Here is a 13,893-nt window from a genome sequence, read left to right as displayed (position 1 = left end):
GCACGTCGCCGGTGAATCGGGCCTATTCCACCGGTGCGGGCTTTTGCCGAGGATCGGGCCGCAACCGCTGGTGAAGTTCCCTGCCGGCGTGCAGGGTCCGGTCCGCCAGCGCGGCGAGTGTTCCGCGCAAGGTCCTTGTTCCCAGCACCGAATCCAGCGTCACCGACTGGGTCGCGAAGCGCCGCTTGAAGTCCTCGCCGCCGCACAGGAAGTCGACCATCGTCAGCCCTCTGTCGATCGACCACTGGATGTAGTCCATCATCAGCACCATGCCGGGAGACGCCCGTTCGACATCCGGATCGTAGGTCGTGACGAAGGCCATCATCGTGTTGTGCTGGACGAAATTGATCGAGACCGCCACCACCATCCCGGCGCATTCCAGCACGAAGACATGCAGGAGTCCTTCCCTGGCCAGCACCGCGACCAGCGCGGCCAGGGCCGGCGACCCCTCATCGAACAGGTTGGATTCGTGTCCGCGCGCGGCGAGCCATTTGCGCTTGAACTCGGCGAGCCTGTCGAGGACGGGCTGCATCGGCTCGTCCGGCGACATGAGGCGGAACCGCACTTCGCCGCCTTCCTCGAGGAATTTGCGGCCACGGCGATAATTCTGGCGCATCTTCTTCGTTTGTTCCCCGAACCAGTCCGCGCCCGTACGCCATGGCCCGGCGACCCGGAAGCTGGTTTCGCTGCGGCGGTTCGGGCGCAGCGCCATCTTGGGCGCCGAAGCGGGAGCAAGCAGCGTGCGCATCGCGGCGTCCGGCAGCAGGCGGTTCAGATAGACGAGATCGAAGCCGCCCGCGGCCGAAATTTCCTGCCATAGCGCCGCGACCGCCGCCGGATCGCAGTCCGGCGCGACCAGCACGTCGCCATAGTCGCTGTGGTCCTTGGCAGCCCATTCCAGGACGTTGACGCCCTTGCGCCGCACCGTCGCCAGCGGGATGACGGCGTCGATCCGGTCACCGTTCCAGACGAGGCCGATCCTGAGACCACGCAGCTCCCGGTCCGGGGCCGTCTGCCACCACGCCGTGACCCAGGCGTGGCTTTGAAAGATCAGCCCCTCCGCCCGGCGCCACAGCTCCGTCCAGGCCGGCCCGACCGACGCGAGGCGCTCCTCGGAGGTGACGATCTCCAAAGCGCCGGCCTTCGGGCCCTCGATCGCGGCGTGAGCGTTCATGGCTGCGGGCTCCGTGTCGGCTCGGACGAAGCGCGGCGGCGAAACCGCCGGGCGATGTGCCCCCACATCTTCTTGAGCGGCAGCACGTAAAGCCCCGACAGGGATTGATAGTCGCGCGCGCCGCGTTCCATCAATCCGAACCTGAAATCCTCATCGGGCTTGGGCACGCACAACGTTCCGAATAGCCGGTCCCAGAACGAGAACAGCAAGCCGAAATTCTTGTCGTAGTGCCTTGGATCGACGCTGTGGTGCAGTTGGTGCCAATGCGGGCACAGCACGATGTTGTTGAGCGGCCCGAACGATATCTTGAAATGGGTGTGCCTGACGAAATCCATCATCAGGATATTGCGCATGACGTAGACGTTGACGCCGAAGATCGTCACTTCGACGAGGTTAAGCGACAAAAGGGTCCAGATGCCGAAGCAGATCCCGGGTATGACGCCGTCCCAGGCGCGGTTCATGAGCTCGTCGAGCGGATGAACCCTATCCTTGGTGATCCCGACCATCACCTCCGCCGAGTGATGCACCTTGTGCAGTTCCCACAGGAACGGGAAGCGGTGCTGGGCCACATGGTAGAGGTAATAGGATATGTCGTAGGCGATCAGCATCGTCACCGTGAAGACGACGATCGTCACCGCTCCCGGCGGTCCCGGCAGCAGCGGCGGCTCGATTTGCAGGAGTGCCGCCAGCGTCCGATTCGTCGCGTAACCGACGGCGACGACGAAGGTCACGCCCGCCGGCAGCATCAGGAAGGGCATAATCGCCTTGCGGGTGATCCAGAAAAGCAGGTCCGCCCGCGCCGAGGGATGCGTGACGATCTCGTTGGGAAAGACGAAATCGAAGAATTCCCTGAAGCTCTTGCGCTCCGCCGTCCGCCAATAGGCGATCAGGGCGCTGCCCAGCGCGGTCAGCAGCAAGAGGCCGGCCGCAAGCAGGCTGGAGCCGGACAACTTGTCCAGGATCCTTTCGATGATGCCGGCAATCGACATGGGCCCACTCATTTATGCAACCGAAGCTTGACTTGCAGGAGGCGATTGACCTGACTGGCCGGGCAAGCCGCCACGCCGTCAGGGCTCTCGATCATTTCGCCGTCACCCTAGTCGAGAATCCATAGCGAAAGCTTAAGCTAATTAAAAACAATGAATCCGCTAAAAAGCCCGCTATATATTGCCGAATTCTGAATAAAACTCCTAAAATTGACAGCAAATGACCGGCAGCGCTTGGCGTGGAGATCGCAACTTCGGGGAATCGCCGGGTGATCATGCCGGTCCCGAGCTCGCCGGCCCGCGGCCAGGCTGCCAAACCCCTCCCAGGCTTATTTCCCGGCGCCCGGCTGCTTGTTGAAGATCGTGAGCAGGTCCATCGGCAGCGGAAACACCACCGTCGACGAGCGCTCGCCGGCGATGTCGTGCAGCGCCTCGAAATAGCGCAGTTGCATGGCCTGTGGCTCCTGCGCCAGCATCTTGCCGGCCTCGACCAGCTTTGCCGCCGCCTGCTGCTCGCCATCGGCGTTGATCACCTTCGCGCGCCGCAGCCTTTCAGCCTCGGCCTGCTTGGCGATGGCGCGGACCATGTTCTCGTTGAGGTCGACATGCTTGATCTCGACATTGGACACCTTGATGCCCCATGCATCGGTCCGCTGGTCCAGGATCTCCTGGATGTCGCTGTTCAACTTGTCGCGCTCGGCCAGCATCTCGTCGAGTTCGTGCTTGCCGAGAACCGAGCGCAACGTGGTCTGCGCGAGCTGGTTTGTCGCGGCCATGAAGTCCTCGACCTGGATGACGGCCCGCTCGGCGTCGACGATGCGGAAATACAGCACCGCGTTCACCTTCACCGAGACGTTGTCGCGCGAGATCACGTCCTGCGGCGGCACGTCCTGGACCACCACGCGCAGGTCGACCCGCACCATCTGCTGGACGAAGGGGACGAGGAGGATGAGGCCGGGGCCCTTCACCCCGGTGAAGCGGCCGAGCGTGAAGACCACGCCGCGCTCATATTCCCGCAGGATGCGAATGGCGGCGGACAGGAAGATCAGCACGATGAGGGCGAGCACCAGATAGGCGACGTAACCGATGATCATTGCCTTGCTCCATTGTTCCTGCGCCGGACGGTCAGCACGAGATCCCTGACGTCGGCCACCTCGACGCTGTCGCCGGGGGCGAGCGGTTCATCGGCTTTCGCCCGCCAGCGCTCGCCCTGCGCGAGCACATGGCCTTCGCTACCCGACCAGTCGAGAATCCTGGCCGGCAGCCCGTGCATGGCCTGCGCGCCGACACGCGGCAGGCTCCTGCGCGCCCTCCACAGATAGCTGCCGGCCAGCAGCGCCAGGCCAAGCGTCAGCGCCGCGGCGGTGCCGATGAGCGCCCACGACATCTCGAAGCCCGGGCCCTCGACCTTGAGCAGCATGGCGGCGCCGAGCAGGAAGGCTGCCACGCCTCCAAGCCCGAGCACCACGGTCGGGTTGAAGGCCTCGATGACGAGGAAGGCGATGCCAAGCAGCATCAGGGCGAGGCCGGTATAGCTGATCGGCAGTAGATTGAGGGCATAGAGCCCGAGCAGCAGGCAGGTGGTCCCGATCACGCCGGGCGCCACGGCGCCTGGGCTGGTGAACTCGAAGACGAGGCCGTAGACGCCGGCCAGCATCAGGACGACGGCGATGTTGGGATCGGTGATGACGGCGAGAAGCAGGATCAGCCAGCCGGGATCGAGCGTCTCGACCGCCACGCCCTTGGTCGCCAGCACCTGTTGCTTGCCGGCCACCTCGACCGTGCGGCCGTCGGCAAGCTGGAGCAGTTCGGCGGTGTCGCGGGCGACGAGGTCGACTACATGTGCCTGAAGTGCCGCATTGGCGGAAAGGCTGGCTGCCTCGCGCACCGCCTTTTCGCCCCAGTCGGCATTGCGGCCGCGCAGTTCGGCGAGCGAACGGATCAAGGCGACCGCGTCGTTCGTCACCTTTGTCATCATCGGGTCGCCGGCCGGAGGCCCGGTGGCATTCTTCTGGTCGCCCTTGTCCTTCTCGTCGCCACCGGGAAGGGGCGGCAACCCGCCAAGCTCGACCGGCGTGGCGGCGCCCAGATTGGTGCCGGGCGCCATCGCCGCGACATGGGTGGCATAAAGGATATAGGTTCCGGCACTTGCCGCATGCGCGCCGGCGGGCGCGACATAGCCGATGACGGGAACCGGCGAGGCAAGGATATCGGCGATCATTTCGCGCATCGAGGTGACCAGCCCGCCCGGCGTGTCGATCTCGAGGACAACGGCTTCGGCGTGCCGCTCGGCGGCTTTGGCCAGCGCTTCGTTGAGCTGCCTGGCGCTCGCCGGGCCGATGGCGCCGTCGATCACGACGCGCAACGCGACCTTCTCCGTAGCCTCCGCGGTCACGGAAGAGTGACTGGCGGCCGCGGCGGCCATGAAGGCCGCTGCCAGAACCGCCATCCGCGCGAGGGTCACGCTCAAAACTCCCTGGATTACGCGGGATATGCTGTGCAGGATATGGCGTTCGGTCCGTCGAAATCCATGGCCTGGCCTCAGATTGCAAGCCGGCGACCCTGCCCTTCACAGCCGGCGGCAAACGCAATGGGCAGACGTTCAAAGCCGGAAGGGGCCCCGCTCGCGCGCCGGCCCCGTCCTTGGTCAGCGGTCACGCATGTGCGTGCGGGTGACGGACGTCCCAGACGGCCCAACCCGATACGGCAACCACCAGCACGCCGAGAATGACGTGGGTGGCCATCGCATTCGTGTTCGCCATGAATTTGAGCAGCCAGGGCGACACGATCAGCCAGAGCCCGAGAACGACACCTACCCATTCCTCCCACTCGGCGAAGGCGGCAAGCGCCGCCACGGCCACCGCGCCCAGCACGACGCCGACAATCCAGGCGTTCCATGCGGGAGCGGTTTCAGCAGCGAAGCCGATTATCCAGGGTGAGATGAACAGGCAGACGGCAAGGACCAGATTGAGCCAGTCCTGGCCTTTCTTTCCTTCCATGAGTGTATTTGCCATGACAACCTCCATAGATGAAGCTTGGCCAAAGCGTTGTATTCGCGTGCAAACGCACGCTTAATGGTTGATGTAACTATGCCTCACATGGCCTTCAAGGCCTGCCCCACGGACGGGTCGCCTCCGCGTGGATCGAGCTCCCTCCACCCGATCGGGATCAACGAGACCGGCCACATCAAGGCAAAACCACCCGCCTCTTGTCGGCGCATTCTAGAACGTGATTTTCACCGAGGCGGCACTGCGGTTGGCCGCCCCGTGATGCACCGCTTCGATGTTGTTGCCGTCCGGGTCGAGAAGGAAAGCGGCGTAGTAGCCGGGGTGGTACCGGCGTTCACCCGGCCCGCCATTGTCCCTGCCGCCGCCGTCCAGCCCGGCCTTGTAGAACGCATCGACCATGGCGCGGTCCTTCGCCTGGAATGCCAGGTGATGGCGACCGGTCAACTCTCCCCGAGCCGCGCGGCTGTCGGCGGTTGAAATGAAAAGCTCATCGGCCCAGAAATAATCGGCGGCGCTGCCGCCGATCGGAATATCGAGCACTCGAAATACTGCTTCGTAAAAGCGGCGGCTGGCGGCGATGTCCCTGACCACCAGTTGGATATGATCGATGAGCCGGCCGCGATGCAGTTCTTCCATGCAAGCTCTCCTCTCGCCAAGGGCTCGAATCTAACTAGCTTCGCATGATCCGCCGTCAATGCCGCGCCGCGCGTCAGGACTTTCGCGCCGCATGCCGCGCCAGTGCGTGCTCGATCAGCACGTCGATGACCTTGCCGTAGCCGATGCCGATCGCCGCCAGCGCCTTGGCGTACATCGAAATGTCGGTGAAGCCGGGCAGCGTGTTGACCTCGTTGACCAGCAGCGAGCCGTCGGCGCGCAGGAAGAAGTCGACGCGCGCCATCGCCTCGCAACCGAGCGCCTGGAAAGCCCGCGCGGCCATCTCCCTTGCCTTGTCGGCGACGGCGGCCGGAACATCGGCGGGCACGTTCACCACCGCCCCGTCGGCGTCGAGATATTTGGCCTCATAGGTGTAGAAGCCATGCTTGCCGGCCGGAATGATCTCTCCGGGCAGCGATACGGTCAGCGCTCCGTCGGCTCGCTCCAGCACCGAGCATTCGATCTCGCGGCCGTCGACGAACTCCTCGATCAGGACCTTGCCGTCGTAGCGGAAAGCCGTCTCGACGGCCCGTTCGAAGCCGTCCCGGTCGTTCACCTTGCTGACGCCGAAGGACGAGCCCTGGCGCGCCGGCTTGGCGAAGAAAGGCAGGCCGAGCGCGCCGGCGATCTCCTGGAACGGCCCGACATCGTTTCGATGCACGGTGACGGAACGGGCAACCGGCAGCCCGGCCTCGCGCAGCAGCCGCTTGGCGACATCCTTGTCCATGGCGGCGGCCGAGGCGAGAATGCCGCAGCCGACATAGGCGACGTCGGCGACCTCGGCATAGCCCTGCACCGAGCCGTCCTCGCCGAAAGGACCGTGCAGCACGGGAAAGACGACGTCGACCGGCGGCAGGTCGGGCTGTGCTCCGCCGCCCGGTGCGTCCACCAGCCTGCCTCTGCCACCGGGCAACAATGCGACCTCCACGCCGTCCTCAGACATCGGCGCCCCTGCTCCGTCGTCGCCGGCTTCGGATGAAGATTGCAGCAGCCATCTTCCATCCCTGGAAATGGCGATCGGGACCACCTCGTAGCGCGTCCGGTCGATGGCCTTCAGCACATTGGCGGCCGAAAGGCGCGATACGTCATGCTCGGCCGAACGTCCGCCATAGAGGACGGCGACCCTAATCTTGTTCTTCATTGAAAAGCCTTGTCCTTCATCGAAATCCCACAAGATCAAATGCTGACGGCAATGCCGCGATTGGCAAAGAAGCGATCGAAATCGGCGGCCGACAACACTGCGTTCGCCTGTGTGGCGCCGGTATGGCCGGACGGATTGTGAAAGCGAAAACCTTCATCCGATGCCGACATGACCAGCACCAGATGGCCGCCCTTGGACGGCGGCTCGCGCTCGGGCCAGCGGATCGAACTGCTGACCGAGGCGATGAAGAAGCGCGACTGCCCGAGGATCGCCGGAATATCCGATGTAGCGACACTGGTCATCACCTTCGCTTCCAGGCCGAATTCCGCCTTCACGAAGCTGACAAAGGGGGCGTAGATCAGGCCCTTGATCGATCCCTCGGTGACGACATAGCCGCCATAGCCAGTGCAGCGCCTGGCCAGTTCGATCGTCGGCACGATCTGGCCGCGCGCCGCCAGGATCATCTTGAGGCACGCCATGCCGCAGACATTGGCGGCCCACAGCGCGTATTCGTCGAGTGTGCGCGCGCCCGAGTTCTCCCACAGCGGATCGTGCCGCAGCGCCACCTCGGCGCCCGATATGACTTCGGCCGTCCTTGCCGATGGCGTCTCCCACTGGCTGAAAAACGGCACGGTCCCAGGCGGTGGGCTCATCAATTCCTCAAAACAGATCATTTCAATTTCGTATACAGGGATACGGGAGCGGAGAACAGTGCTTCAAACCTGATCAGGCGATGGTCCGCGCTCGGGTTTTGCCCGCCGGGCGAAGCTTGCCAATGCCCGCCGATCGGCGCACTCTCAGCCCTACGAAGCCGGTCGCCGGGTGTCGGTTCCTCCCCTCGCCCATCGTGTTAGGATTGCGCAATGACCCGCGACCAGATGCTCGCCCACCTCCGCGCCGCCGACGCCGTCGCTCGCGAGGCGGCAGTGCACGGCCATCATCCGTTCGGCTGCGTGCTGGTCGGGCCGGACGATCGCGTGCTTATGCGCCAGGGAAATCTCGACACGGTGCGCCATGCCGAGACGGAGCTCGCCCGGCGCGCCGCGGCTGCCTACGAGCCGGATTTCCTCTGGTCCTGCACGCTGGTCTCGACCGGCGAACCCTGTGCGATGTGCGCCGGAACGCTCTACTGGGCCAATATCGGCCGCCTGGTCTACGGCTTCGAGGAGACGAAGCTCCTGGCGCTCACCGGCGATCACGCCGAGAATCCGACGATGAGCCTGCCCTCGCGCACAGTCCTCGCCTCGGGCCAGAAGAAGATCGAGGTCTTTGGCCCCTTCCCAGAGATCGAGGACGAGCTGATCGCGCCGCATCGCGATTTCTGGACGCGCTGACGCGCCGGTCGAGGCCGCGCGCAAAGCCGCCAGATGGCCACCGGAACGGAATTCAAACGATCTCTTGGAACGTGTTTGCCAACAGCGTCGTCAATGCGCTGGTGGCCCGGGCGACTGCCTGAACCGGTCATGCTTACCGCCCATAGGTGTACGTCACGCTGGTCTCGCCGAGCGCCTGGCTCTTCGCGGCCACTGCCACCATTTCCGGAGAGGGATTCTCCGGCGCGCGCAGCTTCGGCGCGCCGAGCGCATAGAGCGTGAAGACATAGTGATGCGTGCCGCTGCCGGGCGGCGGGCATGGCCCGAAATAGCCTGCGCGGCCGATGCCACCCTTGCCGAGCACCGTACCCTTGGGCAAGCCTTTGCCGCGCTTCGAGCCCGCCCCTTCGGCCAGGCCCTTCGCGCTTGCCGGGATGTTCCAGGCCAGCCAGTGCCAGAAACCCTTGCCGCCGCCGGCGTCGGGGTCGAACATGGTGAGCGCGTAGCTCTTGGTGCCTGCCGGCGGGTCCTTCCATCTCAAGGCGATCGATACGCTTTGCCCGCTGCAGCCGCCGGCCTTGTCGCCGAGATATTTTTCGGCCCATTTGCCGTTGGAAACCGACGGGCTTGAAATCTCGAAAGCCGCCGCCTGATTGGCGAGGCCGAACAGCACCAGCACGGCGAAACCGAGGCGCAAGCTCATGGCTTCCTCCACTTCCAGCCAAGATGCCGACGAGTTTAGCCGAAAAGCGGCCCGAAATTAGGCAATTTGGCGCGAAAATGCTGGTGAGGGCTGCTGGAACCGTCGATCCTCCCGACATGGGCTGCCGACGGCGCTATTCCGCCGCGCTGCATTCTTCGGTCGGCTCAGCCGGACCGATCGCCGAGATCCAGAGCCGGTCGATGTCGGCTAGCTGCGCGCGGTCGATTTCGTCGAGATGGTTCCAGTACATGCCATCCTCGTAGAAATAGCCGAGCTCGCGCTCGATTTGCTCGGCCACTTCGACCCTATGCTGATGGATGCCCGCACGCGCATCCATCTTCATGCCGGCGAGGCGCTCGGGGGACAGTAACCGCAATTCCTCGAAGGACAGCCTTGGGAAGACCAGGCGGCTTTGCGGCAGGTCCGACAGGTTGATGCAGAGCGTGCCGCGTCGCAGCGCATGGATGAGCAGGCGGGCGGATTTGGCCTCGAGGCTCTGCAGCGTGACATCGTCGCGCAGCGGGTCGGCGCGGCCGATGCCGTAGAAATGGGTGTCGCCGGCCGTGGCGTAGATCATGTCGCAGCCGAGGAAGGCGAGCACGTCCGGCCTCTGGCTGTGGATGGCCCAATAGGCCGCTGTCAGCGACATGGTGGCGCCGGCATAGACGAAGCCGCCGAAAGTATTCTGGGCCGGCACGTAATGCGCGGCGCTGAAGATCTCGGCCTGCCGCAGCGGTTCCAGAGGCGGCATCCGGTCGGACGGGAAATCGCCGGCATGCACCAGCACATCCCAGTCGGGGCGCACGCGCCAGGCATTGTTGATGGCAACGATGCTGGCGAAGGTCTCCTTCGGCCAGGCGGCGCAGCGCACGACATCGGGCGCGCTGCCGAGAAGCAGCGTCACTCTGGGCGTTGCGGAGACCATGACATCCTCATTCGACCGGCAAAGGCACGCCCGCATTTACCGCACGCCTTGCCAGGCGCACAAGGTGCAGCCGACAAGCCGGCCTGACGCCCCGGGGCCAGGAATCCGGTCGGTGCTAGTTCCTCAGCAGCTTGGCCAATCTGGGAATGCCCTCGGTCACCGCGCGGCGGTCGGCCAAGGTGAAGGACAGCCGCAGCGTGTTGCGCCCGGTGCCATCCGCGGAGAAGGCGCTGCCGGGCACGAAGGGGGGCGCGCGCTTCCTTTACCGAGCGCGCCAGGAGAGGTTCGTGTTTCAAAGCTGGGCTTCGATGGCGGCCTTGTCGATGATGGACCACACGAGCCGGATCTTCGGGCCGCGAAACTCATAGAAGACGTTCTCGGCGAAGGACACTTTCCTGCCGTCTACGGCAAGCCCGAGGAAATTCCCCCTGGGCGTGCAGTCGAACATCAGCCGGCTCGCGACATGAGGCGGATCGCAGACCAGCAGCCGGATATCGAAACGAAGATCCGGAATGTCGTCGAAATCCTTCTCCAGCATCGCACGGTAGCCGGAGAGACCGATCCGCCTGCCATTGTGGGACACGTCATCGTCGACGAACTGCCCGAGGTTCGGCCAGTCCTGCCGGTTGAGGCAGGCAATGTAGTCGCGGTAGATACCGGAAAGGTCGGTCATGGCGCATGAACCCGCGTTCGTGGACACAAGGCTATTTTGCACCCGCAACAAGTCAGGGCAACCCGGGTTTGTTCGCCGCTGGGGCGATGCACCGTCGTCTGGCCGGCGCCTTAAGCCTTGAGCAGCGCCGCCAGCCGCGAGATACCCTCGCTGACCGCGCGCTGGTCGGCGAGCGTGAAGGACAGCCGCAGCGTGTTGCGCCCGGTGCCGTCCGCATAAAAGGCATTGCCGGGCACGAAGGCGACACGTGCTTCCTTCACCGAGCGCGCCAGGAGCGCGGTGGCGTCGGCGCCTTCCGGCAGCGTCACCCAGACGAACATGCCGCCTTCCGGGCGGCTCCAGGTCACGCCTTCCGGCATGTTGGCCTCGAGGGCGCCGAGCAAGCCGTCGCGGCGTTCGCGATAGGCGCCGATCAGTTTTTCGACCTGGGCCTCGAACACCGCTTCGGCCGCCCGGTGCATCACCATCTGGTTGATCGACGGGCTGTGCAGGTCGGAAGCCTGCTTCATCAGCACCAGCTTGTCCACGACATGGCGCGGCGCGCAGACCCAGCCGACGCGCATGCCCGGCGACAGGATCTTCGAGAACGAGCCGCAATAGAGCGTGCGCGCCTTGTCGATGCCGCCGGAGCGCGCGCAGTCGAGCGCCAGGATCGGCGGCACGCTTTCGCCATCATAGCGCAGCGCCCGGTAGGCGGCGTCCTCGACGATGGCGATGTCGAGCTCGCCGGCAAGGTCGAGCACCGCCGCGCGCTGCTGCCTGTCCAGCGTGTTGCCGGTCGGGTTGGCGAAATCCGGCACCAGATAGGCGAACTTGACCCGGCCGCCATTCGCCGCCGCCGCCGCGCGATAGGCATCCGGCGTCATGTTGCCGCCTTCCGGCCGCAGCCGGTCGTAGCGCGGTTCATAGGCGTTGAAGGCCTGCAGCGCGCCGAGATAGGTCGGCCACGTCACCAGTGCGGTGTCGCCGGGCGACAGCAGCAGCTTGCCGATATAGTCGAGCGCCTGCTGCGAGCCCGAAGTGATGAAGATGTTGGCTTCCTCGCAGGCGACGCCGAGCTTGCCCATCTGCCCGGCGATCCATCGCCGCAGCGGCAGATAGCCCTCGCTCACCTGGTACTGAAGCGCGGCCCCCGCCTCGCCGCCGCCGAGCACGTCGGCATAGGCGTCGCGGATCGCCTCGGCCGGAAACAGCGCCGGATCGGGAATGCCGCCGGCGAAGGAGATGATGTCCGGCTGGTCGAGCAGCTTCAGCAGCTCGCGGATTTCCGAGGCCTTCATGCGCGACGAGCGCGACGCCAACAGGTTCATAAGGGTCAAGCACGCCTCCCCGGACGCATCGAATATAGGTCAACTTAGCTGACCTATATCTGGTCTCGCCGCAAATTGAATAGGGCCTGCTAGCCTTCCCGCATGCGCCAGCCGCCCGCCTTAGCGGAAAGCGACGGCCCCGCCTGCGCTACAAGGTCTTCTTGTAGCCGAGATGGGTGCCGGTGAAGCCGAGGCTTTCATAGAAGCGGTGCGCGTCCGCTCTGGTCTTGTCGGTGGTGAGCTGGACGAGGCCGCAACCGCGCGCCCGGCATTGATCAACAGCCCATTCGATCATCAGCCTGCCTATGCCTTCGGAACGGCGGTGCCCGGCGACCCGCACCGCCTCGATCTGACCGCGCCAGGCGCCCTTCCGCGACAGCCCGGCAAGGAAGCTGATCTGCAAGGTGCCGACCACGTCGGCGCCATCGACCGCCACCGCCAGCAACTGGTTGGGGTCGGCATCGATGGCGTTGAAGGCATCGACATAGCCCTGCGCCAGCGGCAGCGAGGCATCCTCTCTGGCCGCGCCAAGCGGATCGTCCGCCAGCATGGCGACGAGGGCAGGCAGGTCGGAGGCCAGGGCCTTGCGGAAGGTGATCATGAGCACGACTTACGGCGACACGCCGGCGCCGGCAAGGCCCTTGGTTCGGAAGCCCCACCCTATCTTCGTCATCCTAGGGCGAAGCAGGAGCGAAGCTCCGTCGCGGAGACCCTAGGATCCATGCCGTGACATGGGAGCGCCGCTACCGTGCGGAATTTCGATCACCGAGCCCCGCGACATGCCCCGAGTCAACCCGAGGACGAAGTGGCCAATGGCTACCATCCTGTTCCACGAAATAGCTCGAACCATTCAGGATTGGCCTTTTCGATCAGTTCGACCTTCCATTGCCGCCGCCAGCGCTTGAGCGATTTCTCGCGCTGGATGGCGTCTGTGATATCGAAATACTCCTCGTACCAGACCAGTCGCTGCACGCCATATTGGCTGGTGAAGCGCGAACCCTGGCCCGACTTGTGTTCTGGCATACGACGACCGAGATCGTTTGTGACGCCGATGTAAATGGTGCCGCCCTTCTGGCTGGCGGTCATGTAGACATAGCCGGTCATGTGTCGGGGCTATCGGGCCATGCGTTGGGAGAACATCCTGATTCGCTGCATTCTTCGGCAGGTGTCACGGCATGGATCCTAGGGTCTGCGCCGCGTCGCTTCGCTCCTTGCTCCGCCCTAGGATGACGAACCGAGGGAACTTCTTCAACCCCATACCCATCCTGGTCTTACCGCACGGCGCCAGCGCCTCCCCCCAACACATTTGCAGCACCCGCCGGCAGCATATAGGAAAAGCCACAAGATGGCATTGGCGTCGGCGCCGGTCCTGGTTTCGCGGAGAGCGGTGTTGAGAGCGTGTGTTCGTCTGTGCCTGTCGCTGGTCGCGGTGCTCGCCTTGCCGCTTGTCGCCCATGCCCAATGGAAGCCGGTCGAGACGATCGAGCCCTACGCCATCTCGGGCCGGACCGGACAGGAGCTCTACCGGTCGATCGGCGAGAACGGACCGCTGATCCGCGGCGCCAAAACGCGCACCATCGCCTACACCAATTTCAAGCTGACCTGGACCAGGGACTACCAGAACAAGGGCGGCGATTGCGTGCTGGCATCGGCCAGGCCGAAGCTGATCATCACCTATGCCTTGCCGAAGCCGTCAGGCTCCCTGCCGCCGGTCGTGCAGAAGAGCTGGGAGAGCTTCATCGCCGGCGTCGCCGCCCATGAGAAGGTGCATGGCGCCGATATCATCGCCATGGTGCGCAAGATCGAGGCGGCGACCGTCGGCCTCAGGGTTGCCGACGATCCCAAATGCGCCAAGATCCGGACCGAGATGACCAGGCGCCTCTCCGAATTGTCGCGGGCGCAGCGGCAGGCAAGCCGCGATTTCGACCGCGTCGAATTCGGCAATGGCGGCAATTTGCAAAAACTGGTTTTTGGCCTCGTGACCGGTCCCTGAGAGGAAGGCGCCA

Annotated in this window: 16 protein-coding genes and 1 pseudogene; 2 read left to right on the top strand and 15 right to left on the bottom strand. The window is 64.7% G+C overall.

From position 1 onward, the window contains the following. Nucleotides 1-22 precede the first annotated feature (22 nt). From FJ953_RS02260 to FJ953_RS02225, 8 genes are all read right to left on the bottom strand, one after another. A complete protein-coding gene (locus FJ953_RS02260) occupies nt 23-1,174 on the bottom strand; it encodes a GNAT family N-acetyltransferase (RefSeq protein ID WP_140500002.1) in 1,152 nt (383 codons plus the stop codon). Then, on the bottom strand, nt 1,171-2,163 hold the full coding sequence (locus tag FJ953_RS02255) for a sterol desaturase family protein (protein WP_140515985.1): 993 nt from the start codon (nt 2,161-2,163) through the stop codon (nt 1,171-1,173). Before FJ953_RS02255 ends, FJ953_RS02260 begins: the two co-directional genes overlap by 4 nt. 326 nt (nt 2,164-2,489) lie before the next feature. Next, nucleotides 2,490-3,254, bottom strand: a complete 765-nt coding sequence (locus FJ953_RS02250) for a slipin family protein (RefSeq protein WP_140623014.1) — start codon at nt 3,252-3,254, stop codon at nt 2,490-2,492. Beyond that, a complete protein-coding gene (locus FJ953_RS02245; RefSeq protein WP_140623012.1) occupies nt 3,251-4,624 on the bottom strand; it encodes a nodulation protein NfeD in 1,374 nt (457 codons plus the stop codon). The genes FJ953_RS02250 and FJ953_RS02245 overlap by 4 nt, the downstream gene beginning before the upstream one ends. A 190-nt stretch (nt 4,625-4,814) precedes the next feature. Then, complete coding sequence (locus FJ953_RS02240) at nt 4,815-5,174, bottom strand: SPW repeat protein (protein ID WP_140500009.1); 360 nt, start codon at nt 5,172-5,174, stop codon at nt 4,815-4,817. Nucleotides 5,175-5,381: 207 nt separating this feature from the next. Continuing rightward, complete coding sequence (locus FJ953_RS02235; RefSeq protein WP_140500011.1) at nt 5,382-5,804, bottom strand: VOC family protein; 423 nt, start codon at nt 5,802-5,804, stop codon at nt 5,382-5,384. A 73-nt stretch (nt 5,805-5,877) separates the two neighbouring features. Further along, nucleotides 5,878-6,963: a D-alanine--D-alanine ligase family protein gene (locus FJ953_RS02230; RefSeq protein WP_140623010.1), complete on the bottom strand. Its 1,086-nt coding sequence runs from the start codon at nt 6,961-6,963 to the stop codon at nt 5,878-5,880. Nucleotides 6,964-6,998: 35 nt separating this feature from the next. Then, nucleotides 6,999-7,616, bottom strand: a complete 618-nt coding sequence (locus FJ953_RS02225; RefSeq protein WP_140623481.1) for a C39 family peptidase — start codon at nt 7,614-7,616, stop codon at nt 6,999-7,001. A gap of 210 nt (nt 7,617-7,826) precedes the next feature. Here FJ953_RS02225 and FJ953_RS02220 point away from each other — a divergent pair, with 210 nt between their 5' ends. Further along, entirely contained in the window at nt 7,827-8,297 is a 471-nt protein-coding gene (locus FJ953_RS02220) for a nucleoside deaminase (RefSeq protein ID WP_140515996.1), read from the top strand. A 133-nt stretch (nt 8,298-8,430) separates the two neighbouring features. On the opposite strand, the gene FJ953_RS02215 is transcribed toward FJ953_RS02220, so the two are convergent. The 7 genes and pseudogenes from FJ953_RS02215 to FJ953_RS02185 all read right to left on the bottom strand — a co-directional run bounded on the left by FJ953_RS02215 (nt 8,431) and on the right by FJ953_RS02185 (nt 12,991). Next, entirely contained in the window at nt 8,431-8,979 is a 549-nt protein-coding gene (locus FJ953_RS02215) for a YbhB/YbcL family Raf kinase inhibitor-like protein (RefSeq protein WP_140500017.1), read from the bottom strand. Between the two features lie 133 nt (nt 8,980-9,112). Further along, on the bottom strand, nt 9,113-9,904 hold the full coding sequence (locus FJ953_RS02210) for a hypothetical protein (protein ID WP_140623008.1): 792 nt from the start codon (nt 9,902-9,904) through the stop codon (nt 9,113-9,115). A gap of 115 nt (nt 9,905-10,019) precedes the next feature. Beyond that, nucleotides 10,020-10,148 (bottom strand): annotated as a pseudogene (locus FJ953_RS02205) (PLP-dependent aminotransferase family protein); the annotation flags it as partial. Between the two features lie 48 nt (nt 10,149-10,196). After that, nucleotides 10,197-10,577, bottom strand: coding sequence for an ester cyclase (locus FJ953_RS02200; RefSeq protein ID WP_140623006.1), 381 nt, complete (start codon nt 10,575-10,577; stop codon nt 10,197-10,199). A 110-nt stretch (nt 10,578-10,687) separates the two neighbouring features. Beyond that, entirely contained in the window at nt 10,688-11,887 is a 1,200-nt protein-coding gene (locus FJ953_RS02195) for a PLP-dependent aminotransferase family protein (RefSeq protein WP_181175003.1), read from the bottom strand. 148 nt (nt 11,888-12,035) lie between these two features. Continuing rightward, complete coding sequence (locus FJ953_RS02190) at nt 12,036-12,488, bottom strand: GNAT family N-acetyltransferase (protein WP_140500024.1); 453 nt, start codon at nt 12,486-12,488, stop codon at nt 12,036-12,038. A gap of 215 nt (nt 12,489-12,703) precedes the next feature. Continuing rightward, nucleotides 12,704-12,991 carry a GIY-YIG nuclease family protein gene (locus FJ953_RS02185; protein WP_140623002.1) on the bottom strand — a complete coding sequence of 96 codons (288 nt, stop codon included), beginning with the start codon at nt 12,989-12,991 and terminating at the stop codon, nt 12,704-12,706. A gap of 241 nt (nt 12,992-13,232) precedes the next feature. Here FJ953_RS02185 and FJ953_RS02180 point away from each other — a divergent pair, with 241 nt between their 5' ends. Next, on the top strand, nt 13,233-13,880 hold the full coding sequence (locus tag FJ953_RS02180; RefSeq protein WP_140623000.1) for a DUF922 domain-containing protein: 648 nt from the start codon (nt 13,233-13,235) through the stop codon (nt 13,878-13,880). Nucleotides 13,881-13,893: the final 13 nt, after the last annotated feature.

The sequence above is a fragment of the Mesorhizobium sp. B2-3-6 genome (assembly GCF_006442305.1).
GTDB lineage: Bacteria > Pseudomonadota > Alphaproteobacteria > Rhizobiales > Rhizobiaceae > Mesorhizobium.
This window is presented reverse-complemented; position numbering and strand designations above follow the sequence as displayed.

Bases quoted from the DNA above. Each gene is read 5' to 3' on its own strand.
- FJ953_RS02210 (WP_140623008.1), bottom strand. From the start codon at position 9,904: ATGGTCTCCGCAACGCCCAGAGTGACGCTGCTTCTCGGCAGCGCGCCC.
- FJ953_RS02190 (WP_140500024.1), bottom strand. From the start codon at position 12,488: ATGATCACCTTCCGCAAGGCCCTGGCCTCCGACCTGCCTGCCCTCGTC.
- FJ953_RS02180 (WP_140623000.1), top strand. From the start codon at position 13,233: ATGGCATTGGCGTCGGCGCCGGTCCTGGTTTCGCGGAGAGCGGTGTTG.
- FJ953_RS02215 (WP_140500017.1), bottom strand. From the start codon at position 8,979: ATGAGCTTGCGCCTCGGTTTCGCCGTGCTGGTGCTGTTCGGCCTCGCC.
- FJ953_RS02220 (WP_140515996.1), top strand. From the start codon at position 7,827: ATGACCCGCGACCAGATGCTCGCCCACCTCCGCGCCGCCGACGCCGTC.
- FJ953_RS02250 (WP_140623014.1), bottom strand. From the start codon at position 3,254: ATGATCATCGGTTACGTCGCCTATCTGGTGCTCGCCCTCATCGTGCTG.
- FJ953_RS02200 (WP_140623006.1), bottom strand. From the start codon at position 10,577: ATGACCGACCTTTCCGGTATCTACCGCGACTACATTGCCTGCCTCAAC.
- FJ953_RS02255 (WP_140515985.1), bottom strand. From the start codon at position 2,163: ATGTCGATTGCCGGCATCATCGAAAGGATCCTGGACAAGTTGTCCGGC.
- FJ953_RS02185 (WP_140623002.1), bottom strand. From the start codon at position 12,991: ATGACCGGCTATGTCTACATGACCGCCAGCCAGAAGGGCGGCACCATT.
- FJ953_RS02225 (WP_140623481.1), bottom strand. From the start codon at position 7,616: ATGAGCCCACCGCCTGGGACCGTGCCGTTTTTCAGCCAGTGGGAGACG.
- FJ953_RS02260 (WP_140500002.1), bottom strand. From the start codon at position 1,174: ATGAACGCTCACGCCGCGATCGAGGGCCCGAAGGCCGGCGCTTTGGAG.
- FJ953_RS02240 (WP_140500009.1), bottom strand. From the start codon at position 5,174: ATGGCAAATACACTCATGGAAGGAAAGAAAGGCCAGGACTGGCTCAAT.
- FJ953_RS02230 (WP_140623010.1), bottom strand. From the start codon at position 6,963: ATGAAGAACAAGATTAGGGTCGCCGTCCTCTATGGCGGACGTTCGGCC.
- FJ953_RS02195 (WP_181175003.1), bottom strand. From the start codon at position 11,887: ATGAACCTGTTGGCGTCGCGCTCGTCGCGCATGAAGGCCTCGGAAATC.
- FJ953_RS02235 (WP_140500011.1), bottom strand. From the start codon at position 5,804: ATGGAAGAACTGCATCGCGGCCGGCTCATCGATCATATCCAACTGGTG.